Here is a 26,006-nt window from a genome sequence, read left to right as displayed (position 1 = left end):
ACCCCGGGGGTAGCGTCGATGGCGGTCGAGACGAAGGAGTGCAACCGTGACCATCCTGCGGGACACGCCCGTCGACGGGCCCGAGTTCCGCACGCTGCGCCAGCGTGTGGAAGCCGAGGCGTACGTCGCGTCCGTGTGTTTCAAACACGGCCCACCGAAACTGACCGGTGTCGAGCTCGAATGGACAGTCCACCACGACGATGACCCGCGGCGCCCGCTGACCGCCGAAGTGCTCCGGGAGGCACTCGGCGACCACGCGCCCCGCACACTGCACCAAGACAGCCCTCAGATTCCCTTGCCAGGTGGCTCACCGCTCACCGCCGAGCCCGGCGGTCAGGTCGAGATCTCGGCTCAGCCGGAGGATTCCCTGACCGGCCTGTACGCCACCGTTCGCGCAGACACCGACTACGTCACCGGACTGCTCGCTGCCCGCGGTCTCACGCTGGGCACCTCGGCGGTCGATCCATTCCGGACACCCAGGCGCGTGCTGGACACTCCGCGCTACAAGGCGATGGAGAAGGCATTCGCGCCCCTGGGCACCGACGGCATCACCATGATGTGCAGCACGGCCGGCTTCCAGTTGTGTGTGGACGCCGGTGAGCGCAAGGACCACGCCGCACGGTGGAGGGCCGCGCACGTGCTGGGTCCGCCGTTGAGTGCGTTGTTCGCCAACTCGCCCTGGGTGCTCGGCAGGAGCACCGGGTGGGTGTCGAACCGGCTGCGCGCGGTGCTGGGCACCGACCCCGTCCGGACCTTCCCGAGTGAGTTCACCGACGACCCGGCGACCAGCTGGGCGCGTCGTGCGCTGGAAACGCCGCTGCTGTGCGTTCGCCGCGACGATGACTGCTGGGACGCGCCACCGGGCGTCACGTTCGCCGACTGGATCGACGGAACGGCCGATCTCGGCAGGCCACCCACCGTGGCCGACCTCAAGTACCACCTGACCACCCTGTTCCCGCCGGTGCGGGCGCAGGGCTACCTGGAGGTCCGGTACATCGACGCCCAGCCGGGCGACCGCTGGCTCTCGCCCGCGGCATTGCTCGTGGCCCTGCTCGGCAAGGCCGACGAGGTGATCGACATCTGCATGCCGGTCGCGGACCACTGGCTGACGGCGGCACGCGACGGGCTGCGCGACCCCGCGCTCGCCCGCACCGCCGCCAAGCTCGCCGAGCTCGGCATCGCCGAACTCGGCGTCACCGGACTGACGCCCGATCTGGCGCGAACGGTGACCAGCGACGTCGAACACAGGCTGCACGATGGGAGGAACCGGGGATGACGGCGTTCAGCGAGCTGGACACGGAGACATTGCGCGATCGGGTCGCGCTGCAGCTGGCCCGGTCGCGTGCCCGCAGCACCGCACTGACCGACGCCGTCGACGAGGACGACCTGGTCCGCCAGCATTCGAAGCTGATGTCGCCGCTGGTGTGGGACTTCGCGCACATCGGCAACCAGGAGGAGCTCTGGCTCGTCCGTGACGTCGGCGGCCGGGAGCCGGTGCGCGAGGACATCGACAACATGTACGACGCCTTCCAGCACCCGCGTGCGGACCGTCCGGCGTTGCCGTTGCTCTCGCCGATCGAGACGCGCACGTACGTCCGCGAGGTCCGGGACAAGGTGATGGACGTGCTGGCGAGCACGCCGCTGGAAGGACGCAAGCTGGTGGAGAACGCCTTCGCGTTCGGCATGATCGTCCAGCACGAGCAGCAGCACAACGAGACCATGCTGGCCACGCACCAGTTGCGGACCGGCGACCCGGTGCTGCACGCGCCGTTACCGCCCGCGCCGCGGGGCCCGGTGCTCAACCGGGAGATCCTGGTGCCCGCGGGACCGTTCACCATGGGCACCTCGGTCGAGCCGTGGGCCCTGGACAACGAACGCCCGGCGCACCAGGTGCACGTGGACGCGTTTGTCATCGACAAGTACCCGGTGACCAACGGGATGTACCTCGAGTTCATCTCGTCGGGTGGCTACGACCAGCAGCAGTGGTGGAGTGCGGAAGGCTGGGCCTACCGGCACAAGGCGAATCTGACCGCACCGCGGTTCTGGGTACGTGACGGCGATCGTTGGCTGCGCGACTGTTTCGGTGTGGTGGAACCGCTCGTGCTCGACGAACCCGTTGTGCACGTGTGCTACTACGAAGCCGAGGCGTTCGCCGCGTGGGCGGGCAAACGGCTGCCCACCGAGGTGGAGTGGGAGAAGGCCGCCCGGTTCGACCCGGCGACCGGCCGCTCGCGCAGATACCCGTGGGGCGACGAGGATCCCGGGCCCGAGCACGCCAACCTGGGCCAGGCGCACCTGCGTCCGGCGCGGATCGGCGCGTACCCGGCCGGTGAGTCGCCGCTCGGGGTGGCCCAGCTGATCGGTGACGTGTGGGAGTGGACGTCCAGTGACTTCCACGCCTACCCGGGCTTCGTGGCGTTCCCGTACCGCGAGTACTCCGAGGTGTTCTTCGGCCCGGACTACAAGATGCTGCGCGGCGGGTCGTTCGGCGCGGACGCGGCGGCCTGCCGTGGCACGTTCCGCAACTGGGACTACCCGATCCGCAGGCAGATCTTCAGCGGATTCCGGCTCGCCCGGGATGCCGGCCTGGATGAGCCGCGGTAGACGTGTGCCGCCATCTGGGTTACCTCGGCCCCGCCGTGTCCGTGGCGGGCCTGGTGCTCGAGCCGCAGCATTCGCTGCTGCGGCAGAGCTGGGCCCCCGCGGACATGCGCGGCGGCGGCACCATCAACGCCGACGGCTTCGGCGTGGGGTGGTTCGCCGGCGACCGGGCCGTCGTGTACCGCCGTGCCAGTCCTATGTGGACCGACACGGCGTTGCCGGGACTGCTCAAACCGGTCCAGGCCACGGGCGTGCTGGCGGCTGTGCGATCGGCGACCGTCGGCATGCCGGTTGTCGAGACCGCGGCCGCGCCCTTCACCGACGGCCAGTGGCTGTTCAGCCACAACGGGGTCGTCCGTGGCTGGCCGTCGTCGATCGCCTCGTTGGCGGCGGGCCTGCCCGTGACCGACCTGATGACGCTGGACGCGCCGACCGACGCGGCTTTGCTGTGGGCGCTTGTCCGTGCCCGCCTGCGGGACGGGCAAGCACCGTGCGACGCCGTGGCCGAAACCGTGCTGGAGGTCTCGGAGCTGGCTCCGGGCTCGCGACTGAACCTGATGCTCACCGACGGGCGGACGCTGGTGGCGACCGCCTGGACCCACTCGCTCACCACCCTGGTCACCGACGATTCCGTGGTGATCAGCTCCGAGCCGTGGGACGCCGATCCGCGATGGACACCCGTCCCGGATCACCACATCGTGACGGCCACGGTTACCCCGGGGCCGCCTTCGCTCGCCGTGCGACCGCTCGGCGCCCGAGAAAAGGGAACCCATGACTGAACCGGTGGTCGACGTCCACCTGGCGGAGGACCACGCCGCCCGCGCACTGGCCGCGGACGCGCGCACGGGCTTGTCCGCGGACCCGAAAACGCTGCCGCCCAAGTGGTTCTACGACGCGCGGGGCAGCGAGCTGTTCGAGCAGATCACCCGTCTGCCGGAGTACTACCCGACCCGCGCCGAACGCGAGATCCTCGGTGACCGCGCCGGCGAGATCGCCTCGGCCAGCCAGGCGCACACGCTGGTCGAGCTCGGCTCGGGCTCGTCGGAGAAGACCCGCCTGCTGCTGGACGCACTGAGGGCGGGCGGAACCCTGCGCCAGTTCGTCCCGCTCGACGTCTCCCGCACCGCGCTGCACGACGCGGCAGCGGCGCTGGCTGTCGACTATCCGTCACTGGTGGTACACGGAGTCGTCGGCGACTTCACCGAGCACTTGGCGTTACTGCCAGGCGAAGCACCGCGTGTTGTCGCGTTCCTCGGCGGCACGATCGGCAACCTGCTGCCCGCCGAACGCGCCAAGTTCCTCGCCTCGCTGCGCGACGTCCTCGAACCGGGGGAGTGGCTGCTGCTCGGCACGGACCTGGTGAAGGACGTCGAGACCGTCCGCGTCGCCTACGACGATTCGGCGGGGGTGACGGCCGAGTTCAACCGCAACGTGCTGCACGTGCTGAACCGCGAACTCGGCGCGGACTTCGACGTGTCCGCGTTCGATCACGTCGCGCTCTGGGATGCCGACAACGAGTGGATCGAGATGCGCCTGCGTGCCCAACGGGCGATGCGGGTGAGCATCCCGGTCCTCGACATGACGGTGTCCTTCGCGGAAGGAGAAGAACTGCACACCGAGATATCCGCCAAGTTCCGCCGCGAAGGCATCACGGCCGAACTCGCGGACGCGGGCTTCGACCTGACTCGCTGGTGGACGGACTCGTTACACCGCTTCGGCCTTTCGCTGTCCCAAGCGGTCTGATCGCGACCAGGCGGCGGGCGGCACGCACGATCGTGCCGACCGCCGTCATCGCTGCGGCCGCCGCGGCGAACGCCACCCACGGCCCGGCGGGGACCAGTGTCACGGGCAGGGACCACCAACATCGCGGTGGTCCCTGCCGTCGAGGTCAACGCTCCGCTCAGCAAGGCCACGGCCGCCCCGCCACCGGCAGTTCGATGCTCCGACGGCGCCATCACGGCCAAAAGCACCGGCAACGCTGACAAGGAGCGATGCCCCCGTCGTGCTACCCGAACCACTCGCCGCGCTCGCCCGGCACGTCGTCGCCCGCCGCCACGGCAAAGCCGTCATCGGCGATGACAGCGCTTCGCCCTGGCTGCTTTCCGGCGGCTGCATCAGCGCCTACCAACTCGCCGAACGACTCTGCCGACTCGGCCTCCACTCCGGCCAAGTACGCTCCATCTCCCTGTTCCAGCTTGCCGCCGAACTGCCCGCCGCCGTCCTCGCCCGCATGCTCGGCATCCACATCAGCGTCGCGGTCGCCTGGCAACGCGCCAGCAGCGACGGGAGCCCTCGGACAGGAACCGATCGGAAGAAAGGATTTCCGTGACCCACATCAATCTGGACGCGCTCGTCCCAATTCCGAAGACCGGTGACGAGCCGTTCACGCACCGGGGCCAGAGCATCGGCACGCAGCTTGGCGAGTTCTGGACGTGGGCCTGCTCCGACCTGATCAGCAACGCGATGCGCGGGGTGCTCGCCGAGTACATCGTCGGGCTGGCTCTGGGGTGCCTCGATGGTCGCACGCGTCTGGAGTGGGACGCCGCCGACCTGCGCACCCGGCACGGGGTGCGGGTGGAGGTGAAGTCCTCGGCCTACCTGCAAAGCTGGAAGCAGCAGCGGCTTTCGACGATCGCCTTCACCATCAAGCCCACCACCGGATGGGACGCGACAACGAACACCTACGCCGCCGAACGCAAACGCCAAGCCGACGTCTACGTCTTCTGCGTCTTCACACCGGTCGACAAAGCCACCGCTGACCCGCTCAACCTGGACCAGTGGGACTTCTACGTCATGTCCACGAACCGGCTCAACGCCGCGGTCGGAGAACAGAAAACGATCACTCTCGCCAGCCTGCGGGAGCACGGGCCCACCAAGTGCACCTTCACCGAACTCCCAGGATGCGTCGACACGGAAGCAACTCGGGGACACCCAAACGATCAACCGGGAGGGTGAGGACACGCCGCGAACCACCCCGAGGACGTGATCGCACACCACCGGGCGTTCATCGCCCGCCGCCGAGCCGAACGGCCCAGCGAGGAATACCGCGACCGCACCGCCCAGGAATGGGACGACTTCCTCGCCCACTTCGAGCTGAGGAAAGTGGCTCCCGGAACATGCGGCCGCGACCACGGAACCCCTTGTGCGCACGAAACGCCTGCGTCAGTTGCCCACTACTCCGGGTTGACCCCAGCCAAAATGCCGCAGCTGCATCCATGCCGATCTTCTCGATCGGCTCCAGGAGGACGATCGAGACCACCATGATCGCCGCGCCCGGAAACTCGAAGCCGTGCGGTCACTCGCGGTGCACCAAACCACAATCCAACCGGGCATGCCGCTGAGCCCACGACACGCCCGAAGCCCACCAGCCCAACCCCGTTCGCGCTCCGCGCAGCACTTATGAGGCCAACCCCCACGCTGGGCGGAGCAATGGCCCGACGTCCCTCCGATGGTCGCTATCCGTGGGCTTCGGCGCGTGTGAGGCTGACTACCCCACGCGACAGGGACCAGAGACCTAGGAGGGGTGAGGGTGGTCATCAGGGCGCGCTCAGCGGTACTCGCGGGCATTCTGGCCGCGGGATCCGTCCTCGCGGCACCGGCGGCCGTGGCGCAACAACAACAGTCGGCTGTTCCAGCCGTCCAATGGGGTGCATGTCCGGAAGGTTCGCTCAACAACGTTCCGCCAGCTGACAAGCCGCTGTTCAGCTGTGCCACGTACACCGTCCCGCTGGACCACGACAAACCACGCAAGGAGACGATCTCGCTGGCGCTGATGCGTCGCGCCGCGAGCAACCAGGCACAGCGCATCGGGTCGCTGTTCCTCAACCCCGGCGGTCCGGGCGGCAGCGGATGGGGCATGCCGCGGTCCGGCCGGGCGATCTTCCAGCCCGAGGTGCTCGACCGGTTCGACCTGGTTGGGTTCGACCCGCGCGGCGTCGCCCAGAGCACGCCGCTGCGCTGCTTCACGACCAACGAGGAGGCCAACGAGGTCTTCGGCCGGATGGCCTTGGTCCCGGTGACCAAGCAGCAGATCAACGACACCGTCGACGCGTACGCGGACTACTCGCAGTACTGCGCGCGCAACGCCGGTGACCTGCTCAAGCACATGACCACCAAGGACGTCGCCCAGGACCTGGACCTGCTGCGCCAGGCCGTCGGCGACAAGAAGCTGACCTACGTCGGGTTCTCGTACGGCACGCTGCTCGGCGCGACGTACGTCAACATGTTCCCGCGCAACAGCAGGGCGATCATCCTCGACGGCAACGTCGACCCCGCGCTGCGCCTGAGCAACGGCCTGCAGTACGACCGCGAACGCGCACGGGGCTTCGAAATTGCGCTCGACGCGTACCTCAAGCGCTGCGACGCCGAAGGCGCCAAGTGCGGCTTCAGCGACGGCAACCCGCGCGCGAAGTTCGACGAGATCCGTGACCACCTCCGCAAGGAACCGATCACCCTGCCCACCGGCGACACGGTCACGCTGGACTCGTTCACCGGCGCCGTCGCGAGCAACCTGTACAACCCGGCCGCGCTCAAGCCGCTCGCGGACGCCTTGCAGGGCGTGTACAACGTGCTGCACCCGCCTGTCTCGGCGCAGCTGGCGCAGTCCGACCTGTCGGTCTTCACGACGATCAACAAGACCGGTAAGTACGACATGCCCGCGGACACACCGTACACGAGCGACGACTCGTATCAGGCTGTGAACTGCACCGACAAGCCGTTCCCGCGGATTCCCGCCCTGATCCCGCTGCTGGCGCACCAGTGGGAGCGCGAGTCGCCGACCTTCGGCCGGTTCCAGATCTTCTCCGACCCGCTGGGTTGTGCGACGTGGCCGGTCAAGCACCCCGACCCGTACCGCGGGCCATGGGACCGCAAGACCGAGAACCCGGTGCTCGTCGTGGGCAACTACTACGACCCGGCCACCCAGTACGAGTTCTCCAAGCGGATGGTCCAGCAGCTCGACAACGCCGTGCTGCTGAGCGTGGACTCGTTCGGGCACTGCATCCTGGGTGACTCGCTCGGCGTCGACAAGGCGGCGGCGAACTACCTGATCAACCTGGAGACGCCGAAGCCTGGGCAGGTCTACCAGCCGAACGTGCAGCCGTTCTAGCGGATCGGCGGCCACCACGCCTGGCGTGGTGGCCGCCGATCGTCAGGCTGCTCGACAGTGGAAACCACGCAGGCGGCGAGCGGCGAATGGCGCAACTGCTGGACGCCGCCGAGCAGGTCTTCGCCGCCGACGGCTTCGACAACGCGATCGCGACAGCGGCAGGCGTCTCACCGGGCTCTTCCCGAACAAGGAATCCATGGCCGCGGCCTTGGCCGACCGGTACGTGGCCGTCCTCGCCGACGTGCACGACCCATCGGCGCAAGTGGTCGGCGTGCTCCTGGACGACGTCGTCAACCGCATGGCCGACCCGCCAATCCAGACAGCGGAGGAACACAGCGCCTTCGAGGCGATGTTCTGGGCCGAACCGCGCGACGCGCTGCGGACCGCCGTCCCCGAACAGGTCGACCGCACCATCGGCACCCGAGTCCCTGAACTCGCCCCCAGCCGACGCCGCCTGATCGCCACCGTAACCGTCAAGATCCTCGGCGCGTTGCTCCTCACGGTCCTCGCCGCCACAGGCAGAGAACGAGCGGCTCAAGCGCGTGTTGCGCGCGTACCTCCTCGACGTCTCGGACTGAGCCCGTCAAGAACATCGCACGAGTCAGCCGACCCGCGCGCACCTCCTCCTGACCAACACAGACATCCAGCACACCCCCATTTGTGCTGCCCCAAAATGCCCCCAGGCAGCCCCCGCCACTCCCGGGGGGCGACCCCGGACCCAGTCTACCGGCGGGTAATGCCTGGTAGAAGGGTTACCGGCGGGTTGTGGACAACGGGATTCGCCGACGATCCCATCGGTACGGACCGGGCCGAGATCGTGGGTGGGCGCCTCACCGGAGGCGGCGGGATCGAGCCGGGCCCGGGAGGTGGCGGATCGAGCCGGGGCCCGGGGGCGGCGGGGGCGAGCCGGGGGCCGGGGGCGGCGGGGTCGAGCCGGGGGCCCGCGCGGCGCCGGGGTCGAGCCGGGGCCCGGGAGGCGGCGGCGGGATCGAACCGGGGCCCGCACCCCGTGCCGACCCGGAATTGTCGTACCCCTCTGCGATGGTGTCGGTGGGAGGGATAGCACATGATCACCGAATGGTTCGACCTGCCGTTCACCGGTCCGTTCGACCTGGCCGCCTCGGCGCGGTTCATCGAGGGGTTCACGCCGAGTCGGTCCTTTGTCGACGAGCATGGCCGGTTGCGGTTGGCGTTCCCGGCGGCTCCGTCCTGGGAGCCGGTCGGCGCGTTGGTTCGGCAACAGGGGGCGGATGGGCCGGTGCAGGTCCGGCTCAACGCCGCCGAGGAGGATGTGCCCGCCGCGGTCGGGCACGTCCGGCGGATCCTGTCGCTGGACGTCGACGGCGTCGGCTTCCCGGCCCTGGCCGAGCGTGATCCTGTTGTCCGACGGTTACAAAAGGCACTGCCGGGCCTGCGACCAGTGCTGTTCCACTCGCCGTACGAGGCGGCCTGCTGGTCGATCATCAGCCAACGGGTGCGGATGGGCCAGGCGGCCGCGCTCAAGGACCAGATCGCGCGTAGGGTCGGTAGTGCGGTTGCCGTGCCGGCCGGGGCGACCGAGCTGTCGGGGATACAGCTCGACACGTTCCCGGCCCCACGGCGACTCCTTGAACTTGCCCGGGTTCCGCTCTTACCTGAGGTCAAGAGCAGCCGCCTGCGGGCGACCGCCGAGGCGGCACTGGCCGGTGACCTGGACGCGACGCGGTTACGTGCCATGCCCGCCGAAGACGCCTTGCGGTTCCTGGCGAAGCTGCCGGGCATCGGCACGTTCTCCGCGCAGCTCGTCCTGTTGCGGGGAGCGGGACACCCGGACGTGTTCGCCACGGCCGAGCCGAGGCTGCACAAGGCGATCACGGCTGCTTACGGCCTGCGAGAACCGGACGTCAGGGATCTTGAGCGGGTGGCCGACAGATGGCGGCCGTATCGGACCTGGGTGTCGGTGTTGTTCCGCGCCCAGGCCGAACTCGCACGGTTGTGACTCAGGCGCTGGGCACGAAGTTGGCGTACTCCTCGATGCGGCTGATCAGGCCGTCTTCGAAGCGGAAGTACACGGCCGCGTGGACCTGGCCGCGCGTTCCGTCCTTTGTGGCCACGTGCACGACGTGCTGCTGGAGGACTTCGTCGGCCTTCGTGAACTGCCGGACGATCTCGTAGCGCATCGACTCGATGGCGTCGATCTGGCCGCGCATCCCGGAGATGTTCTGGTCGATCGTCTCGTCGCCCTTGCCGTCGTTGTGCCAGACGGTCGCCGTGTCCGAGCACATCGTCCGCGCGCTCGCCCAGTCCCTGTTCTCCAGGTAGCGCAGGTACGTGATCGCCTTGTCCTGAAGGGCGGTGTGGACGAGCGCACGCTCGCCCGCCTCGATCCGCATGGGCAGGTGGTTGCCAGGAGGCGCGGGGGGCAGGTGAAGACAGCTGGGGACGCCGTAGGCCCCGCCCGTTCCTCCCGCGAAGCCCACTTGGCCTCCCGGGAACTCAAGAGTGCTGCCGGACGGCACCTCGACCGTCCCGTCCGCTGTCTCGCCGTTGACTTTCACGCCATCTCCGGCGGCGGCGGTCACGGTCAGGGCACCTGCCTCGGTGGTGCTCCACCGCCCGGGAACACCCGGGATGACGTGCGCGTCCGGGCCGCTCACCTTGCCGTTCGCGACGACCTTCGCCTTGCCGTTCGGACCGGCGATCTCCTCCCACCTGCTCTTGCGCCACGCCTCGTAGTCAGCGGGGGGCAGTGCGTCGGGCGGCCCACACAGTGCGTTCGGTGCGTACGGTGAGGTCGTCGCGACGCAGGATGCTGTGCGGGCTGTCGACATCGAGCAGTTGGTCCAGCGCGGCGAGGTCGTCGGCGGCGAGCGCGTCGGCGATGCCGCTACGCAGGCGCCGCAGGCTGGTGAGGGCGTAGCGGCCGATGGTGTCGGAACGTTCGAGGTTGACAGTGATCGTGCGTTCGCCTTCGAGCCTGAACCCGGCGGCGGTCAGCTTCGGACCCCAGTCGGCACCGCGGTGGGGCACGTGCTCGGCGTGGTGGCGGTCGCTCGCCTCGTGGCAGCGTTCTTCCAGGCCGGGGCGGTTCTCCGGGGCGTCGGCGGGCAGGAACCGGGGGAACCCGGCGAGTTCGACGACGGCGAACAGGCCGCCGGGTGCGAGCATGTCGTGGACCCGGCGCAATGTCCGCATGGGATCGGCCATGTGATGCATGGCGGCGGATGCCCACACCAGGTCGGGCGTGCCGAGGTCCGGCCACGTCGCCGCGTCGAGATCGGCCTGGACGGTGCGCACTCGGTCGGCCACTCCCTTCTCGCGGGCCTTCTCCCGCAGGCGGTGCAGGTGGCCGGCGGAGGAGTCGACGGCGGTCACGTGCGCCTCGGGGAAGCGGGTGAGCAGGGCGAAGGTGCCGGCGCCGGTGCCGCAGCCCAGATCCACAATCTCGTGCGGGCTCGTCTCGACCGGCAGCCAGGCGGTGATGGCCGCGGTGTGGTCGGCGAGCACTTCCGCGTCGAGGTCGAGGATTTCCGCATGGGTGTCGACGTGGGGATGGTGGTCGTGGCCTGTGTGGGTCATGGCGTCAGGTTAAGTCGGCCATGCGTCAGGCGCACATTGTCTTGCCTGCCGAGCAAAAAGATGGAATCCCGGGCTGCCGAACACGCAAGAGCTCGTCATCGTGGGGCGGCGGGTCCCTTGTCGGACAGGTGGCCGCGGCGCGCGTCGCGGTCGAAGATGCCCAGGATCTCGCACGGCCCTCCTTCGGCGCCGATCGCATGCGGAAGCATGGTGGGGAACTCGGCGGACTGGTTGGTCTCCACGCGGAACCGGCGGTTGCCCAGCATCAGCACGGCGGTACCGGACAGGACGACGATCCATTCGTGGCCTGAGTGGGCGCGCATGCTCGCCGGATTGTCCGGTGCGGGGTTCGTCAGGCGCTGTCGCATCACGGTCATTCCGGGATCGGCCTTGATCCGCCACCGCAGCCGTCCGTGGATTCCGTCGATCACCGGACCGGCGATCACGTCGTCAGTGGCCGTCTCGACCAGCTGGTCGAGCGAGGTGTCCAGGGCACGGGCGAGCGTGACGAGCTGATCAAGGGCCAGGCGGCGCTGACCGTTCTCGATCCGGCTGAGCGAAGACGGGCTGAGCCGCGCCCGCGTGGCCAGTTCCTCCAACGACCAGCCCTGCGCCAGCCGCAGAGCACGGATTCGTTTGCGTACCAGGCTGTCCAGATCGCCATCGTCTTGCGTCATGGGCAAGATCCTATGCCTTTAGGGCAAGCCGTCCCTAACCTCGCCGAACATGCACACTGATTCAACCAACGCGACGGTCTCGGACGCGCGCGAGCGCCGCTCGATCCTGGTCGCGGTCTGCATCGCCTTGATGGCCGTCATCGCGTCGGTGACCGGGCTGAACGTCGCCCAGCCGGACCTCGCGGTCGCCTTCGGCGCCTCGCAGAGCATGATCCTGTGGATCATCAACAGCTACACCCTCACCATGGCCGCGCTCCTGCTGCCGCTCGGCGCGATCGGTGACCGATGGGGCCGTAAACCCGTGCTCATCGCGGGTCTGACCGTTTTCGGCGTGGCGAGTGCGGCCGCGGGTTTCGCCCCGTCGGCCGAGGTGATGCTCGCGGCACGCGTGCTGAGCGGCGTGGGCGCGGCGATGATCATGCCTGTCACGCTCGCCGTCATCACGTCCACCTTCCCGGAGCAGGAGCGCGGCCGGGCGATCGGTGTGTGGACGGGCGTCGCCGGAGGCGGCGGCATTCTGGGCATGTTCCTCTCGGCGGCACTGGTCGACGTGGCGAACTGGCGGTACCTGTTCGTTCTTCCCGTGGTGCTGGTCATCGTCGCGTTCGTCATGACGCAGCGCTCCGTGCCCAACTCGCGCGAGGAAGCGCGGCACTCCTTCGACACCGTCGGCTCGCTGGCGTCCATCGTCGCCGTGGTCGGGCTCATCTTCTTCCTCCAGGAAGGCCCTGAGCGAGGCTGGGCCACGCCCGTGACCCTGGTCAGCCTGCTGGTCGGTGCAGGTGCCGCCGTCGGGTTCGTGGCATGGGAGCTTCGCCACCGCTCCCCGTTGCTGCAGGTGCGTCTCTTCCGGAAGCGAGGACTGGCAAGCGGTTCCGTGGTGCTCCTGGCGGTCTTCGGTGTCCAGGCAGGGATCTTCGTGGTGCTCTACCCGTTCTTCCAGGCTGTCCTCGGCTGGTCCGGCCTGCTGTCCACCGCGGCGCTCATGCCCATGGCGGTGCTGATGATGATCACGTCCGGACTGGCACCACGGCTGGCCGAGCGAATCGGGGCTCGCACGACCATGGCGACGGGCATCCTGCTCGCGGGCGCGGGCTTGGGTCTCATGGCGACTTTCGTTTCCGTCGAAGGCGGCTACCTCGCGGTGCTGCCCGGCATGCTCGCCATCGGACTCGGCATGGGCTTGTCGATGACGCCGTCCACCGAGGCCATCACCAGTGCCCTGCCGCGAGAACGCCAAGGCGTCGCGTCCGCGCTCAACGACGTCACCCGTGAGTTCGGGACCGCACTCGGTATCGCGCTGCTCGGATCGCTGCTGTCGGCCGGCTACCGCAGCGCGATCGACGCCAGGCTCGACGGCCTGCCCGACGACACCGCCGCAGCAGCCGCACGGGAAGGCATCGCCAACGCCCTCGACGCCGCCGACGGCGACCAGGGGCAAGTGCTTGTGCGAGCCGCACGGGAATCGTTCGTCGACGGCTGGCAGACCGCCATGTGGGCCGGAGTGACCATCATGGCAGTCCTCCTGGTCTACGTCCTGGTCCGCGGCCCCGAGAACGACGCCACGCCCTCCGGGGACGACGCTGGGTCTGTCCGATCGGACGACGTCAAGGCGATGGGCTGAAGCGCTATAGTGCCCGGGTTCTTCGCCGAGTGGCGCCACCCGCATCCCGTCCGGAGGATCGATGGCGACGAAGCTGGATGTGGTGTCGCTCAACGTCTTTGTCGGTTTGCGGTCCCGAGGCGCACCGGCCCGTACCCGGGCGGCCGAGTTCTGCCGCCGCCTGACGGACCTGGACGTGGACGTCCTGTTGCTGCAAGAGGTGTGGACACGTTCGCTACTACGGTTCATCGGCGCCCGTTTGCCGTCACTGCGCTACGTCGCTTGGCGGCCGGGCCTGGCCGGTCAACCCGCGGGCGGGCTCGCGGTGTTCTCCCGTCGACCGCTGTGCGCGCCGACGTACACCGCCTTCACCACGGTACGTCCCGGCGGCGGAAACCCGGTCTTTCGTGGGAAGTCCGCCGTGAGCTGCCGACTGCAGGGCGTCCTCACAGTGCGGACGGCTGACGGCGAACTCCTGCTGGGCAACACCCAACTGACCGCCAACCGCGACGGTGACTGGTCGCAGGCCAACCGTCACCACCGCATACACCGTCAGCAGGTGCGCATCGTCCATCACGCGATGCGCACCGCAGGCGCCCACGCCGCGCCGTTGTCGGTCCTCGGTGGCGACTTCAACATCGCCAGCACCAGCCCGCTCTACCCGCTCATCGTCGACCACGGCGCCTGGCACGACGCCTTCGCGCCCGCCGATCACCCCACCTACCGAGCCGAATACCTGCCCGCCGGACGAACGGCCCGCCGCATCGACTACCTGCTGGTGTCCGGCCAGCCGGTGACGAGCGCCGACCTGATCCTCACCGAACCGGTGCACCTGGACAGCGGCACCAGCTTCTTGTCCGATCACCTCGCGCCGAGGATCAGACTCGGCGGTACCGCGTAGCAGGCAACAGCCGTACGAGCTCACTTGCGGCACAGGAACTCTCTTAGGCGCGAGCCACCAGGAACCACACCACCCCGACACACAGCAGCAGACCCAGCACGATCACGCTCTGGACCCACCGCACGCGCACGACCTGCCGACGCCAGTGCTCGGACCGCTCGCGTTGTGCCTCGCGGCCTTCTTCCGTGTTCCTGCACCAATGTGGCTGCAGCACGGCCGAGCCATCGGCGATCGCGTCGGCGACCCGCTGCACGTCGTCGGCGTCGTACACGGTCCAGCTGTTGGTGCCATACGTGCCGGTCGCATGCTCCTGCCTGGTCCGGACGCCGTTGGCCCGGACGACTTCCTCGATGTTCCAGACGACCGGCCAGGCATCCGCGACTTCGGCGTAGTTCAGGCAACCGTCACCGGCGTAGTGGCGTCCACGTCGCCGCTTCGCGATCAACTCGGTCACCGGCACGGGCTCGGGGATGTTCGCCACCACGAGGCACCTCCAACCAGGCCGCGACGCAACCACCCTGCCGCGCGACCACCGGTCCCGCAAGGGCAGGCCACATACCTCGTTGGCCGGGTGACACAAGACCGCCGGGGCCGCGAATGGCGCCGACGGCGCCCAAGGCACCTTCTCGTGAGTGTTTATCAGGGTTAGAACACGGATAAACACTCACGAGGGGGAAGTGGAGGCGGTGTCAGGTAGCCGCACGCCCAGGGGGCACGAACGGGTGATCTTCCGCCTACGTGCCGAGGAAGTCCCGCACGAGTTCGTCCGTGAACGTTCTCGTGATCGGCTCGCCGGTGACCAGCACCCGGTAGTACAACGGCCCCAGGAGCCGGTCGATCGCCACCTCGACGTCCAGGTCGCCGTCAAGTTCACCACGCTCGACGGCGCGTTCGAGCAGCAGCCTGTCCCGGGCCCGCAACGGGACCACGCATTCGTCGCGAAAGCGCACGGCCACCGCCGGGTCGTGCTGCGCCTGGCCCGCGAGGGCACGGAAGACCGCGCCCTGGTCGGTTTCGGTCAGGAAAGCGGCGAGCATGGGCAGGTACGTGGTGAGGTCGTCGGCCAGCGAGCCGAGGTCGGGCGGCGTCAGTTCCTCGTTCATGTCGCCGACGAAGGCGTCCAGCAGGATGTCGACTTTGGACGGCCACCAGCGGTAGATCGTCTGCTTGGCCACGCCCGCCCGCGCGGCGACGCCCTCGATCGTCACGCCCGCGAAGCCGCGCTCCACCAACAGGTCGTCCGCGGCGTCCAGGACGGCTTGGCGGGCCTCTTCGCTCCGGCCGTGCCGGTTGCCGTGATGCCGCGTCTTCGTCACGCCGTCAGACTAGTGCCGCTCAAGGACAAGTCCGGTTCCAGTCAACCTAGACTAGACGCAACGTTGCGTCTAAGCTGATTTCATGACGAACTCTCTGGCCAAGGCCCAGGTGCGTGCTGTGCTCGACCGGTTGTTCTCCGCCGCAGCGGAGGATGCCTGGCCGCAGTCGTACCCCACCGATCCCCAGGCGCATGCCGACGCGCTGGCGGAGGTCTACATGCCGATCTCGGCCGACGGCGGCAAGCTGCTCTACTCGCTGGTCCGGTCGGCCCGGCCGGAGACCGTGGTGGAATTCGGGACGTCGTTCGGGATATCCACGATCCACCTCGCTGCCGCGGTCGCCGACAACGGCAAGGGACACGTCTACGGCAGCGAGATGAACGCCGCGAAACGTGAAGCGGCGCAAGCGAATCTCAACGAAGCAGGGCTGGCGGGCCAGGTCACCGTCCTGCCAGGCGACGCCCGTGAGTCTTTCGCGGACATCCGGGGGCCGATCGGGCTGGTCCTGCTGGACGGCTGGAAGGACCTGTGCCTGCCCGTGCTGCAGTCGTTGGAGCCCAAGCTCGAACCCGGTGCGCTGGTCGTCGCGGACGACGTCTCGTTCGCCACGATGAGCGACTACCTCGGCTACGTCCGTGACCCCGCGAACGGTTACGTGAGCGTGGAGTTCCCGGTGGAGGACGGGATGGAAGTCAGCTGCTACACCGGCGCCTGAACACAAAGAACACCGCCGGGGCCGCGAAAGGCCCCGGCGGTGTTCACAGCACAGCTGTCAGGAACGGACCATCTTGCGCAGCACGTACTGCATGATGCCGCCGTTGCGGTAGTAGTCCGCCTCGCCCGGCGTGTCGATGCGGACGACCGCGTCGAACTCGACCGTCGAACCGTCGCTCTTGGTGGCCTTGACCTTGACGGTGCGCGGGGTCTCGCCGTCGTTCAGCTTGGTGATCCCGCTGAAGTCGAACGTCTCCGTGCCGTCCAGGCCCAGCGACGACACCGTCTCGCCAGCCGGGAACTGCAGCGGCAGCACGCCCATGCCGATCAGGTTCGACCGGTGGATGCGCTCGAAGGACTCCGCGATCACCGCGCGGACACCGAGCAGCGACGTGCCCTTCGCGGCCCAGTCACGCGACGAACCCGAGCCGTACTCCTTGCCCGCCAACACGACCAGCGGGACACCGGCTTCGGCGTACGCGACCGAGGCGTCGTAGATCGTCGTCTGCGGCGCGCCGTCCTCGAGGAAGTTGCGGGTGAAGCCGCCCTGCACGTCGTCCAGCAGCAGGTTGCGCAGCCGGATGTTGGCGAAGGTGCCGCGGATCATCACCTCGTGGTTGCCACGGCGGGAACCGTACGAGTTGAAGTCCTTGCGCTGCACGCCGTGCTCGGTCAGGTACTTGCCCGCGGGGGAGTCCGTCTTGATCGCACCGGCGGGCGAGATGTGGTCGGTGGTGACCGAGTCGCCCAGCAGCGCGAGCACACGGGCACCGGTGATGTCGGTGACCGGCGACGGCTCGTTCTGCATGCCCTCGAAGTACGGGGGCTTGCGCACGTACGTCGAGTCGGCGTCCCACTCGAAGGTGTTGCCGGTCGGCGTCGGCAGCGAACGCCAGCGCTCGTCACCGGCGAACACGTCCGCGTAGTCGTTGGTGAACATCTCCGACGAGATCGACGAGGCGATCACGTCCTGGATCTCCTGCGGCGACGGCCAGATGTCGGCCAGGTACACCGGCTTGCCGTCCGAGCCGGTGCCGATCGGCTCGCCCACGATGTCCAGGTCCATCGACCCGGCCAGGGCGTACGCCACCACCAGCGGCGGGCTGGCCAGGTAGTTCATCTTGATGTCCGGGTTGATCCGGCCCTCGAAGTTCCGGTTGCCCGACAGCACCGACACCAGCGCGAGGTCGTTGTCCTGCGCGGCCTGCGAGATCTCGTCCTGCAGCGGGCCGGAGTTGCCGATGCACGTGGTGCAGCCGTAGCCGACCAGGTGGAAGCCCAGCTTCTCCAGGTACGGCAGCAGACCGGCGCGCTCGTAGTAGTCCATGACGACCTTGGAGCCCGGCGCCAGCGTGGTCTTCACCCACGGCTTGCGCTCGAGGCCCTTCTCCACGGCCTTCTTGGCCAGCAGCGCGGCGCCGATCATCACCGACGGGTTCGAGGTGTTGGTGCACGACGTGATCGCGGCGATCGCGACGGCGCCGTGGTCCAGTTCGAAGGTGTTGCCGTCGACGGTGACCGTGGTCGGCGTGGACGGACGGCCCTGACTGCCCTCAGCCGCGGAGTGCGCGACGCGCGGCTTGCCGTCGCCGTTCTCGCCCTCGTGCACCGCGATCGGGTCACTGGCCGGGAAAGTGTCGTCGATCGCTTCGTCCACAGCGGAGTTCGACGTCGCCTCGGTGTGCGAGACGTAGTCGCCCAGCGCGCCGCGGAAGGCGGGCTTGGCCTCGGCGAGCACGATCCGGTCCTGCGGGCGCTTCGGGCCGGCGATCGACGGGACCACAGTGGACAGGTCGAGCTCGAGCGTCTCGGAGTACGCGGCCTCGACCGACGCGTCGTGCCACAGGCCCTGCTCCTTGGCGTACGCCTCGACCAGCGCCAGCTGCTCCTCGGAGCGGCCGGTCAGCCGCAGGTAGTCGATGGTCTCGCCGTCGACCGGGAAGATCGCGCAGGTCGAGCCGAACTCCGGGCTCATGTTGCCGATGGTGGCGCGGTTGGCCAGCGGCACGGCGCCGACGCCGGTGCCGTAGAACTCGACGAACTTGCCGACCACGCCGTGCTTGCGCAGCATCTCGGTGATGGTCAGCACGAGGTCGGTCGCGGTGGCGCCGGCGGGCAGCTCACCGTGCAGCTTGAAGCCGACCACCCGCGGGATCAGCATCGACACCGGCTGGCCCAGCATGGCCGCCTCGGCCTCGATCCCGCCGACGCCCCAGCCCAGCACGCCGATGCCGTTGACCATCGTGGTGTGGCTGTCGGTGCCGACCAGGGTGTCCGGGTAGGCCTGGCCGTTGCGGGTCATCACGACGCGGGCCAGGTGCTCGATGTTCACCTGGTGCACGATGCCGGTGCCCGGCGGGACGACCTTGAACTCGGAGAACGCGGTCTGGCCCCAGCGCAGGAACTGGTAGCGCTCCTTGTTGCGCTCGTACTCCAGGTCGACGTTCTTCTCGAACGCGTCCGGGCGGCCGAAGACGTCGGCGATCACCGAGTGGTCGATGACCAGCTCGGCCGGCGCGAGCGGGTTGACCTTGTCCGGGTCGCCGCCCAGCTGCGTCACGGCCTCGCGCATGGTCGCCAGGTCGACGATGCAGGGCACGCCGGTGAAGTCCTGCATGACCACGCGGGCCGGGGTGAACTGGATCTCGGTGGCGGGTTCGGCGCTCGGGTCCCAGCCGGCGAGTGCCCGGACGTGGTCGGCGGTGATGTTCACACCGTCCTCGGTCCGCAGCAGGTTCTCCAGCAGGATTTTCAGGCTGTACGGCAGGCGCTCGGCGCCCTCGACCGCGTTCAGCCGGAACACCTCGTAGGAGGTGTCGCCGACAGTCAGCGTGCCGCGGGCACCGAAGCTGTCCTTGCTCGCAGGTCCGGTGGGGGTGGGAGCCCCCGTAGGGGGCTGGTGAGAACCAGTCACGTCCAACTCCATCTCGCGCGCCGGTGTGCGGTGGCAGCAAAAGTCAGTTCGGGTCAGGCCGAGTCTCGCGCATCCCCGCTGGACTCGCAGACCCCGGGCCCCACCCTCGCCGTTAACAGTACGCTTGTCCTGTATTCGGCGACAAGGCGGGGTGGAGTGACATGGTTCATCACGGTCGGGTGGCGTGCCCGGCGGGGAGTGAAGATCGACTCCGGCGTTCTATCACGAGGTGGAACTAGGCCGTGTATCGATGTCCCCGTTCGATGAGAGTCTGCCCCGGCCGGAGGCCGGAGTCGGCTCGGTGGGGTGGTTCCTGGCGTCGCTGCGGGAACGCCGCGAATACTGGTTGTCTTTGGGCGTTTCCGCAGTGGCGCCAGGGGCCGCATCCGGCCCGGCTATCGCGAACGGGGCTTTGATACACGACCTAGGCGTGGGCCAGGGGGCTGGGGGAGAGGCGCCCGACGATCGCCGGCGCCTCGTGGATGAGCGTGTCGTCGGTCAGTGCCTCGACCATGAACAGGGCGAAGTCCACGCGCCGCGTCCGGTTGCTCGCCAGGATCGGGTCACCGACGTGCCGGCTCCACACCGGCAGGCCCTGGCTTTCGCCCTCCTCCAGGTCGCTGCCGCGGACGACCGTCCACCGCCGATCGCTGGCGAAGATCCGGCGGCACGCCTCGACCTGATCGTCGACTTCGACGGCGCGGACGAGCCGGGCCAGCCAGGTGGTGACTCGGACGCCCGCCTTGAACCACCAGGAGTACTGGTCCTGGCCGTCGCGGCTGATGTGCCAGCCGCACGAGAAGACCAGGCGCGCGTCGGGGTCGGCGTAGTCGAGTACGGCCTGTGCCGTGCCCGACGAGTACTGCTGCACTCCCCACGGCGCTAACACCGTCAGTACGCCGTCGCATCCGGCGACCGCCTCGCGGATCACCTCTCGGTCGTTCGTGTGCCCGGGAACGATCGTGATGCGGTCGGCGAACGCGGCGAGCTTGGGGACGCTGCGTTCCCGGCACACGCCGACGACTTCGTAACCGCGGTCCAGCGCGTGCTGAACCATGTACTGCCCGAGTTTTCCCGAGGCGCCGACGATGCAGACCTTTCGCATGGGTCATCTCCCGTCCGTGGCTAACTTACGTTGTAAGTCACGGTAGACTTACAACGTAAGTCCGTCAATCGGGAGGACGGGGTGATGAGCGCGAAAGCGAAGCGGGTGCCGCTCAGCCGGGAGCGGGTGGTCGGCGCCGCGATGGCGCTCGCCGACGAGAAGGGCGAAGCAGGGGTCACGATGCGCGCGGTCGCCGCCCAGCTGGGCGTCGAGGCGATGTCGCTGTACAACCACGTGGCCGGCCGGGAGGACCTGCTCGACGGGATGATCGACGCGGTGTTCGGGGAGATCGACCTGCCGACGGCGGATTCGGGCTGGAAGCAGGCGATGCGCGACCGTGCCGCGTCGTCGCGCTCGGTGCTACGGCGTCACCGCTGGGCCGTCGGTCTGATGGACTCCCGCAGCCGGCCTGGCCCCGCGACCTTGCGCCACCACGACGCCGTCCTAGGCGTTCTGCGAGCGGGCGGCTTCTCCGTCGCGATGGCCGCGCACGCCTTCTCGCTGATCGACAGCTACGTGTACGGGTTCGTCATCCAGGAGCTGAGCCTGCCGTTCGCCAGCCGTGCCGAACTCGACGAGGTGGCCGACGGCATCCTGCGTGACCTGCCGGCCGACGCGTACCCCCACCTCACCGAGCTGATGACCGAGCACGCCAGCCAACCGGGCTACGACTACGCCGACGAGTTCGAATTCGGCCTGGCCCTGATCCTCGACGCCCTGCACCCGGACTCGACATAGCCGTGTCCACCTTTCCGGCACGGGGTGCCGGAAAGGTGGACACGCGGAGGAACCTGTGCCAGCGGGCCTTACTTCATGCTCTTGAGCAGCGCCTCGATGTCACCCGGCTGCAAACCGCGCATGATCTGCAGGAAGACCTCGAAGAAGCTGCGGCCCGGGCTGACGTACCACTTGCCGTCGACCTCGGTCGCCACCACGCCGACACCGTCCTTGAACACGCCCTCCATGACGTGGGTCAGCGCGTTCTTGGCCGCGGCGGGCATCTTGCTGTCGCCCATCTCCTTGGCGATGTCGGCCGCGCACATCTTGCGGGTCTCGCCCTCGGCGGTGGCCTCGTAGCAGTCGCCCTGGCGCACGATCCGGAACGTCTCGCCCTCCGCGGAGACCTCGAGCTCCTTGAGCGTGACCTTGGTGCCGCCGGTGGTGTCCTTGGTGTCGACCTCCAGCTTGTCGATCTTCACGCCGGACGGCTCGGGGCTGCCGATCGCCTCCAGCAGCGCGGGGCCCGCGTCGTGCAGCGCACCCATCTCGTCCGGCGGCGTGAGCTCGATCAGGCGCTTGATGTCGGCGTCGACCGCCGCGCCGACGAACTGCTTGACCGCGTCACCCGCGTTGCCCGCGCCGTTGGCCGGCACCGGGCTGGACGGCCACTGCTGCTTGCCGGCCAGCAGGGCGTAGTCGGCGATCGTGTAGAAGAGGCTCGGGTACCACTCGTCCCCGACCTTGACCGTGGCGATCCGGATCGGCTCCTTCGAGCGCTGCACCTCTTTGGTGATGTCGATCTTCTGCGTCTGCGCGCCCTGGTCGATGCCGTTGGGGAAGGCCTCGTCGAGGAACTTCTCGTTGAACGGCAGGTCCCGCATGTCGGAGTTGACCTCCAACTGCCCCTCGACCAGCATGTTGATCTCGAGGTGGTCGTTGACCTTCTGTTTTTTGCTCTCGTCGAACTTCAGCCCGGTCGCCTTCAGCCCGGTCATCTTGTTCGGGTCGGCGTCCGGCTTGTAGATGCCCAGCCGCTTCAGCTCGTTGGTCATCTGCGTGTTGGCGTCGCGCAGCAGAGCGGACTCGGCGGGCGGCAACACGGTGAACAGGCCGACGACGTCACCGGCGTTGATCTTGTCGACCAGGTTCTGCGCGGCCGCGGTCGGCGACGGCGCGCCCTCGGCGACGCTGTCGCTCTGCCGGATCGCCAGGAAGTACACCAGGCCACCGGCGACCAGCGCGACGACCGCGACCAGCACACCGACGATCAGGCCGGTCTTCTTCTTCGGCTGCGGCTGCTGCGGGTACTGGCCGTACTGCGGCTGGCCGTAGTCCTGCTGCGGGTAGCCGCCCTGCTGGGGGTAACCCTGCTGCTGGCCTAAGTCCTGCTGCGGATACCCGGGCTGCTGGGAGTAGCCCGGCTGCTGCGGGTAGTCGCCCGGCTGTGCGGGGAACCCGCCGCTCGGCACGCCCGGCTGCTGCGGTGGCTGGTTCGGATCGTTCGGCTGCCACTGGCCGCCGGAAGGCGGGTAGGTCACAGGTTCCCTCCAGTTTGATACTGCTGCTTCACCCGGTTGCGCTCCGTGACGAGGACGAGCACTGCCCCGATCAGCGCGAGCACGGACCCCGTCAGTGTGACCACTGGTCCGGTGCTTGCGATGCCGATGACGCCGTCCCCGTCGTCCCCTTGGACGGCGGCTGCCCCCGCGATCGTTCCCATCATCAACGCCAAAATGACCGCGAGTGCCGCGGCCGTCCGGCGTAGGCGCAGAGCGTACATGGCAATCGCGACAGCCACCGCCGGTATTACGCCCAGCCAGACGTCGAGGAACACCCGCAGCGCCGGGAAGACGTCCGTGAAGCCGAGGTGCCGCAGGATTCCCAGTGACTCGTAGCTCGAGTAGTACACGGTGCCCGACCGGACCCAGGACAGGAACGTGCCCAGCACGACGATGGCGAGGCCCGCGGCCGCCCCGAAGGCCGCGATCCGTGGCAGTGAAGTCCGCACCCGATGATCGTCCCAGGCCGGCCCGGCGTCCCCCGTTCGGGTCGAATTGGCACGTCCGGGCTGTCCACAGAGGATTCTGTGATGCACGGTGGCTAAGTTGTCACTGTTACGAACGGTGTTCGCTGTGACGTAAGTGGTGGTCGAGGAGGAGGTGCCGTGCGGGTCCGTCGAACCGTCGTGCAGATCCTGGCCGCACTGCTGGCGTTCACCGCCGCCCCCTCGGCCATGGCCGTTCCCCCGCCACCGCCCAAGCCCAGCGACCAGGAGATCCAGGACAGCAAGGCGGACCGGGACGCCAAGGCGGGCAAGGTCGGCGAGCTGACCAACAGGCTCGCCGAGGCGGAGTCCAAACTGGTCGATCTTCAGGCGGCGGTCGAACTGAAGATGGAGGACGCCAACAAGGCGCTCGTCGACCTGGAGAACGCCCGTGACATCGCGGCGAAAGCCCGCGCCGACGCGACCGCCGCCAAGCAGGAGGCCGACGCCGCGAGCACCGCGATCGAGCAGGTGCACGAGGACGTCGACGAGTTCGCCGCGGCGAGCTTCCGCCAGGGCAGCACAGTCGGTTCCATGACGGCGTTCTTCGGCGCCAAGAGCCCTCGGGATCTGCTGGACCGTGCCGCCTTGCTGAACGCGGTGAGCAGTAGACAACTCGACGCACTCGACCGCATGCAGCGCGCCCGGGTCGATCAGGCCAATAAGGACTCACGCGCCCGCGCCGCGCTGGACCTGGCCAACGAGAAGCAGGCCGAGGCGGAAGGCGCCAAACGCGTCGCCGACCAGGCCACCGCCGTAGCGGAGCAGGCACGCCGTTCCCAGGCGGCCGAAGCCGTCCAGCTCGAATCGTTCCGCGCCCGGACCGAGCAGGAACTGGCTGAGGCACAGGCGAAAGTCGGCGGCCTCGAATCGCAGTTGCAGCGCTATCGCGAGTGGCAAGCGGCGAAGCAGCGCGAGGACGAGGAACGCGCCAAGGCCGCCGCCGCGGCGGCAGCGGCGCAGAAACACCGTCCTGGAGCAAAACCCAGCCGCCCGGCGCCCGGCCGTCCGCCGGTCACCGGCGGCGCGGTCGCGACCGTGATCGCGCGAGCCATTTCCCAACTAGGCGTGCCCTACGCGTGGGGCGGCGGCAACGCGAACGGCCCGACACGCGGCATCCGTGACGGCGGTGTCGCGGATTCGTTCGGCGACTACGCGAAAATCGGCTTCGACTGCTCCGGCCTGATGATCTACGCCTTCGCCGGTGTGGGCATCGAGCTGCCGCACTACAGCGGCTACCAGGCCAAGGCGGGCAGGCAACTGCCGCTGTCGCAGATGGCGCCGGGCGACATGTTGTTCTGGTCCACCAGCGGCCGGATCCACCATGTCGCGTTGTACATCGGCAACGGACAGATGGTCGAGGCGCCGTACTCGGGTTCGCGGGTGCGGATCACGCCCGTGCGTTACGGCGGTCTGGTCCCATACGTGACGCGCCTGCTCTGACTTCGGGATACAGCAGCGGTGCTGTCGGCCTCCTCGTACCGTTCGACGTGCGTCACCCCTCGTGAGCGTTTATCAGGGTTAGAACACCGATAAACACTCACGAGGGTTTTGGGGCGTCTTCACAGAGGTCACACCGCTGATCGGTTTCGATGGGACCCGGTGGATAACCGTGTCTTGTTGGAGGTTGGCCCGTGACGGAACCCGAGGCTGGGACGAACACCCCGGCCAGTGACGCGCAGTTGCTCGAACGTACGGTGTTCGAGGTCAAACGGGTGATCGTCGGGCAGGACCGGCTGGTCGAGCGGATGCTGGTCGGCCTGCTGGCCAAGGGGCACCTGCTGCTCGAAGGTGTCCCCGGTGTGGCCAAGACGCTGGCGGTCGAGACGTTCGCGCGGGTGGTCGGCGGGTCGTTCTCCCGTGTGCAGTTCACCCCCGACCTGGTGCCCGCCGACATTCTCGGCACCCGGATCTACCGGCAGGGCTCGGAGTCGTTCGACGTCGAGCTCGGCCCGGTCGTCGCCAACTTCGTGCTGGCCGACGAGATCAACCGCGCGCCCGCCAAGGTGCAGTCGGCGATGCTGGAGGTGATGGCCGAGCGGCACGTGTCCATCGGCGGCAGGACCTTCCCGATGCCCGACCCGTTCCTGGTGCTGGCCACCCAGAACCCGATCGAGAACGAGGGCGTGTACCCGCTGCCGGAGGCGCAGCGCGACCGGTTCCTCTTCAAGATCATCGTCGAGTACCCGACGGCCGAGGAAGAGCGCGAGATCGTCTACCGGATGGGCGTCACGCCGCCGGAGCCGCACCAGGTGCTCTCACCCGCCGAGCTGACGCGCCTGCAGGGCGTGGCCTCGAAGGTGTTCGTGCACCACGCGCTCGTCGACTACGTCGTCCGCCTCGTCCTCGCGACGCGTACGCCCGCTGAGCACGGCCTGACGGATGTGGCCGGCTGGGTCGCGTACGGTGCGTCGCCGCGTGCGAGCCTGGGCATCGTGGCCGCCGCGCGTGCGCTCGCGTTGGTGCGCGGACGTGACTACGTGCTGCCGCAGGACGTCGTGGACGTCGTGCCGGACGTGCTGAGGCACCGGCTCGTGCTGTCGTACGACGCGTTGGCCGACGGTGTCCCGTTGGACCACATCATCACGCGTGTCCTGCAGACCGTGCCGTTGCCGCAGGTGTCGGCGCGGCCCCAGCAGGCCCCGCCGCAGGGTCACTACGCACCTGCGGGCGCGGCAACCCAGCCGTGAGCGAGAAGAAGACCACCGAGCGTCCCTCGTGGACGCCGCCGATCCTGCGCGGCGAC

23 protein-coding genes are annotated in these 26,006 nt (G+C 68.6%); 14 read left to right on the top strand and 9 right to left on the bottom strand.

Annotated elements, in window-relative coordinates; genetic code table 11:
• Positions 1-46: 46 nt before the first annotated feature.
• The 8 genes from egtA (at position 47) to GC106_RS11180 (ending at position 9,686) form a co-directional block, all read left to right on the top strand.
• The gene (egtA, locus tag GC106_RS11215; protein ID WP_312872595.1) at positions 47-1,276 is read left to right on the top strand and encodes an ergothioneine biosynthesis glutamate--cysteine ligase EgtA; all 1,230 of its coding nucleotides are present in this window, start codon (positions 47-49) and stop codon (positions 1,274-1,276) included.
• Entirely contained in the window at positions 1,273-2,604 is a 1,332-nt protein-coding gene (gene egtB / locus GC106_RS11210; RefSeq protein ID WP_173128031.1) for an ergothioneine biosynthesis protein EgtB, read from the top strand. Before egtA ends, egtB begins: the two co-directional genes overlap by 4 nt.
• Positions 2,605-2,606: 2 nt before the next feature.
• Positions 2,607-3,380: an ergothioneine biosynthesis protein EgtC gene (gene egtC / locus GC106_RS11205; protein ID WP_173128029.1), complete on the top strand. Its 774-nt coding sequence runs from the start codon at positions 2,607-2,609 to the stop codon at positions 3,378-3,380.
• Positions 3,373-4,344, top strand: a complete 972-nt coding sequence (gene egtD / locus GC106_RS11200; RefSeq protein WP_173128026.1) for an L-histidine N(alpha)-methyltransferase — start codon at positions 3,373-3,375, stop codon at positions 4,342-4,344. Before egtC ends, egtD begins: the two co-directional genes overlap by 8 nt.
• 259 nt (positions 4,345-4,603) lie before the next feature.
• Positions 4,604-4,930, top strand: a complete 327-nt coding sequence (locus GC106_RS11195; protein ID WP_173128023.1) for a hypothetical protein — start codon at positions 4,604-4,606, stop codon at positions 4,928-4,930.
• Positions 4,927-5,556, top strand: coding sequence for a hypothetical protein (locus tag GC106_RS11190; RefSeq protein ID WP_217280374.1), 630 nt, complete (start codon positions 4,927-4,929; stop codon positions 5,554-5,556). Before GC106_RS11195 ends, GC106_RS11190 begins: the two co-directional genes overlap by 4 nt.
• 574 nt (positions 5,557-6,130) lie before the next feature.
• A complete protein-coding gene (locus GC106_RS11185) occupies positions 6,131-7,708 on the top strand; it encodes an alpha/beta hydrolase (protein WP_173128020.1) in 1,578 nt (525 codons plus the stop codon).
• Between the two features lie 1,066 nt (positions 7,709-8,774).
• The gene (locus GC106_RS11180) at positions 8,775-9,686 is read left to right on the top strand and encodes a DNA-3-methyladenine glycosylase family protein (RefSeq protein ID WP_173128017.1); all 912 of its coding nucleotides are present in this window, start codon (positions 8,775-8,777) and stop codon (positions 9,684-9,686) included.
• Position 9,687: 1 nt separating this feature from the next.
• Here the strand turns inward: GC106_RS11180 and GC106_RS47020 are convergent, their stop codons facing one another.
• From GC106_RS47020 to GC106_RS11165, 3 genes are all read right to left on the bottom strand, one after another.
• Entirely contained in the window at positions 9,688-10,518 is an 831-nt protein-coding gene (locus GC106_RS47020; protein ID WP_217280373.1) for a nuclear transport factor 2 family protein, read from the bottom strand.
• The gene (locus GC106_RS11170) at positions 10,424-11,266 is read right to left on the bottom strand and encodes a class I SAM-dependent methyltransferase (protein WP_173128014.1); all 843 of its coding nucleotides are present in this window, start codon (positions 11,264-11,266) and stop codon (positions 10,424-10,426) included. The genes GC106_RS47020 and GC106_RS11170 overlap by 95 nt, the downstream gene beginning before the upstream one ends.
• Positions 11,267-11,361: 95 nt before the next feature.
• On the bottom strand, positions 11,362-11,943 hold the full coding sequence (locus GC106_RS11165) for a helix-turn-helix domain-containing protein (protein WP_173128011.1): 582 nt from the start codon (positions 11,941-11,943) through the stop codon (positions 11,362-11,364).
• A 49-nt stretch (positions 11,944-11,992) separates the two neighbouring features.
• On the opposite strand from GC106_RS11165, the gene GC106_RS11160 reads away from it, so the two are divergent.
• Positions 11,993-13,567, top strand: coding sequence for an MFS transporter (locus GC106_RS11160; RefSeq protein ID WP_173128008.1), 1,575 nt, complete (start codon positions 11,993-11,995; stop codon positions 13,565-13,567).
• 61 nt (positions 13,568-13,628) lie between these two features.
• Positions 13,629-14,447, top strand: a complete 819-nt coding sequence (locus tag GC106_RS11155; RefSeq protein WP_173128005.1) for an endonuclease/exonuclease/phosphatase family protein — start codon at positions 13,629-13,631, stop codon at positions 14,445-14,447.
• 43 nt (positions 14,448-14,490) lie between these two features.
• Here the strand turns inward: GC106_RS11155 and GC106_RS11150 are convergent, their stop codons facing one another.
• Together GC106_RS11150 and GC106_RS11145 are read right to left on the bottom strand one after the other, a co-directional pair.
• Positions 14,491-14,928: a hypothetical protein gene (locus GC106_RS11150; protein ID WP_173128002.1), complete on the bottom strand. Its 438-nt coding sequence runs from the start codon at positions 14,926-14,928 to the stop codon at positions 14,491-14,493.
• Positions 14,929-15,181: 253 nt separating this feature from the next.
• Positions 15,182-15,763 carry a TetR/AcrR family transcriptional regulator gene (locus tag GC106_RS11145; RefSeq protein WP_173127999.1) on the bottom strand — a complete coding sequence of 194 codons (582 nt, stop codon included), beginning with the start codon at positions 15,761-15,763 and terminating at the stop codon, positions 15,182-15,184.
• Between the two features lie 82 nt (positions 15,764-15,845).
• Between GC106_RS11145 and GC106_RS11140 the strand changes: the two genes are divergently transcribed.
• A complete protein-coding gene (locus GC106_RS11140) occupies positions 15,846-16,478 on the top strand; it encodes an O-methyltransferase (RefSeq protein WP_173127995.1) in 633 nt (210 codons plus the stop codon).
• 57 nt (positions 16,479-16,535) lie between these two features.
• On the opposite strand, the gene GC106_RS11135 is transcribed toward GC106_RS11140, so the two are convergent.
• Entirely contained in the window at positions 16,536-19,391 is a 2,856-nt protein-coding gene (locus tag GC106_RS11135) for an aconitate hydratase (protein ID WP_312872594.1), read from the bottom strand.
• A gap of 424 nt (positions 19,392-19,815) precedes the next feature.
• Entirely contained in the window at positions 19,816-20,496 is a 681-nt protein-coding gene (locus GC106_RS11130) for an NAD(P)-dependent oxidoreductase (RefSeq protein ID WP_173127989.1), read from the bottom strand.
• Positions 20,497-20,580: 84 nt separating this feature from the next.
• Here GC106_RS11130 and GC106_RS11125 point away from each other — a divergent pair, with 84 nt between their 5' ends.
• Complete coding sequence (locus tag GC106_RS11125) at positions 20,581-21,234, top strand: TetR/AcrR family transcriptional regulator (protein ID WP_217280372.1); 654 nt, start codon at positions 20,581-20,583, stop codon at positions 21,232-21,234.
• A 68-nt stretch (positions 21,235-21,302) separates the two neighbouring features.
• Here the strand turns inward: GC106_RS11125 and GC106_RS11120 are convergent, their stop codons facing one another.
• Both GC106_RS11120 and GC106_RS11115 read right to left on the bottom strand, forming a co-directional pair.
• Complete coding sequence (locus tag GC106_RS11120) at positions 21,303-22,754, bottom strand: DUF3824 domain-containing protein (RefSeq protein WP_173127986.1); 1,452 nt, start codon at positions 22,752-22,754, stop codon at positions 21,303-21,305.
• A complete protein-coding gene (locus tag GC106_RS11115; RefSeq protein ID WP_173127983.1) occupies positions 22,751-23,224 on the bottom strand; it encodes a hypothetical protein in 474 nt (157 codons plus the stop codon). Before GC106_RS11115 ends, GC106_RS11120 begins: the two co-directional genes overlap by 4 nt.
• Before the next feature lie 156 nt (positions 23,225-23,380).
• Between GC106_RS11115 and GC106_RS11110 the strand changes: the two genes are divergently transcribed.
• Positions 23,381-24,703 (top strand): NlpC/P60 family protein, encoded by a 1,323-nt coding sequence (locus GC106_RS11110; protein WP_312872593.1) that lies wholly within the window; start codon positions 23,381-23,383, stop codon positions 24,701-24,703.
• Between the two features lie 191 nt (positions 24,704-24,894).
• Positions 24,895-25,950 (top strand): AAA family ATPase, encoded by a 1,056-nt coding sequence (locus GC106_RS11105; RefSeq protein WP_173127980.1) that lies wholly within the window; start codon positions 24,895-24,897, stop codon positions 25,948-25,950.
• Positions 25,951-26,006: the final 56 nt, after the last annotated feature.

This window comes from Kibdelosporangium persicum (assembly GCF_013280595.1).
Taxonomy (GTDB): Bacteria; Actinomycetota; Actinomycetes; order Mycobacteriales; family Pseudonocardiaceae; genus Kibdelosporangium; species Kibdelosporangium persicum.
Note: the sequence above shows the minus strand (reverse complement) of the source record. Positions and strands in the feature narration are given on the sequence as shown.

Excerpts from the sequence above, each read along its gene's own strand:
- egtB (WP_173128031.1), top strand. The coding sequence starts at position 1,273 with ATGACGGCGTTCAGCGAGCTGGACACGGAGACATTGCGCGATCGGGTC.
- egtD (WP_173128026.1), top strand. The coding sequence starts at position 3,373 with ATGACTGAACCGGTGGTCGACGTCCACCTGGCGGAGGACCACGCCGCC.
- GC106_RS11180 (WP_173128017.1), top strand. The coding sequence starts at position 8,775 with ATGATCACCGAATGGTTCGACCTGCCGTTCACCGGTCCGTTCGACCTG.
- GC106_RS47020 (WP_217280373.1), bottom strand. The coding sequence starts at position 10,518 with ATGTCGACAGCCCGCACAGCATCCTGCGTCGCGACGACCTCACCGTAC.
- GC106_RS11170 (WP_173128014.1), bottom strand. The coding sequence starts at position 11,266 with ATGACCCACACAGGCCACGACCACCATCCCCACGTCGACACCCATGCG.
- GC106_RS11165 (WP_173128011.1), bottom strand. The coding sequence starts at position 11,943 with ATGACGCAAGACGATGGCGATCTGGACAGCCTGGTACGCAAACGAATC.
- GC106_RS11160 (WP_173128008.1), top strand. The coding sequence starts at position 11,993 with ATGCACACTGATTCAACCAACGCGACGGTCTCGGACGCGCGCGAGCGC.
- GC106_RS11155 (WP_173128005.1), top strand. The coding sequence starts at position 13,629 with ATGGCGACGAAGCTGGATGTGGTGTCGCTCAACGTCTTTGTCGGTTTG.
- GC106_RS11140 (WP_173127995.1), top strand. The coding sequence starts at position 15,846 with ATGACGAACTCTCTGGCCAAGGCCCAGGTGCGTGCTGTGCTCGACCGG.
- GC106_RS11130 (WP_173127989.1), bottom strand. The coding sequence starts at position 20,496 with ATGCGAAAGGTCTGCATCGTCGGCGCCTCGGGAAAACTCGGGCAGTAC.
- GC106_RS11125 (WP_217280372.1), top strand. The coding sequence starts at position 20,581 with ATGAGCGCGAAAGCGAAGCGGGTGCCGCTCAGCCGGGAGCGGGTGGTC.